General features: G+C 60.9%; 2 protein-coding genes and 1 pseudogene. All 3 read left to right on the forward strand.

Annotation, left to right across the window (positions count from 1 at the left end):
• Positions 1-272: phage head closure protein (locus E0D98_RS25005; RefSeq protein WP_180269325.1), on the forward strand; the 272-nt coding region annotated here is incomplete at its 5' end.
• On the forward strand, positions 269-715 hold the full coding sequence (locus E0D98_RS25010) for an HK97-gp10 family putative phage morphogenesis protein (protein ID WP_000573391.1): 447 nt from the start codon (positions 269-271) through the stop codon (positions 713-715). The genes E0D98_RS25005 and E0D98_RS25010, both read left to right, overlap by 4 nt.
• Positions 712-813, forward strand: a pseudogene (locus E0D98_RS28240) (hypothetical protein); the annotation flags it as partial. The gene E0D98_RS25010 and the pseudogene E0D98_RS28240, both read left to right, overlap by 4 nt.

An 813-nucleotide genomic window follows, 5' to 3' on the forward strand; every position in this document is an offset into this window, starting at 1 on the left:
TGACGGAAGAATGGGTGTCATGCGGGAAAATTCATGCGGATATCCGTGGCAGGAGCAGCCGGGAGCGGATGCAGTCCGGTGCGGAAATGGCGCAGGCGGAAATCCGCATCTGGGTGCGCGGTCAGTCCGGTCGGGAAATCACGGCAGCGTCACGACTTCATGTGCTGAGTGGTCCCTGGCGTGACCGGATCCTGAACGTTGTCGGGCTGCCCGTGCCGGATGCGACCGGCGGACGTCTGGAAATTCTCTGTCGGCTGGGAGGGGAAAAATGATCGAAACCCTGCTGGATTTTTCGGGGCTGGAGGACATCAGCCGCGATTTGCAGCTTCTGAGTGGTGCGGAAAACAACCGGGTGCTGCGTGAGGCAACCCGTGCGGGGGCGAATGTGCTGAAAGAAGAAGTGGTGTCACGGGCACCGGTGCGCAGGGGAAAACTGCGCCGCAATGTGGTGGTCCTTTCCCGGCGCTCCCGCGATGGCGGGATGGAATCCGGTGTCCATATCCGTGGTGTTAATCCGGACACCGGTAACAGCGATAACACCATGAAGGCGGATAACCCGCGCAATGCTTTCTACTGGCGGTTTGTGGAAATGGGGACCGTGAATATGCCTCCGCACCCGTTTGTGCGCCCGGCGTTTGATGTGCGCAGTGAACAGGCAGCGCAGGTGGCGATTGCGCGGATGAACCGGGCCATTGATGAGGTACTGAGACGATGACGGAGGCGGATTTGTATCCTCATCTGGCGCATCTTGCCGGCGGGCAGGTGTACCCGTATGTGGTCCCCCTGCTGGATGGCAGGCCGTCGGTGGCGCTT

It is taken from the genome of Escherichia sp. KCJ4928, from assembly GCF_004352695.1.
Lineage (GTDB): Bacteria > Pseudomonadota > Gammaproteobacteria > Enterobacterales > Enterobacteriaceae > ECMA0423.

Coding starts and splice junctions, on each gene's coding strand:
- E0D98_RS25010 (WP_000573391.1), top strand. CDS start 269: ATGATCGAAACCCTGCTGGATTTTTCGGGGCTGGAGGACATCAGCCGC.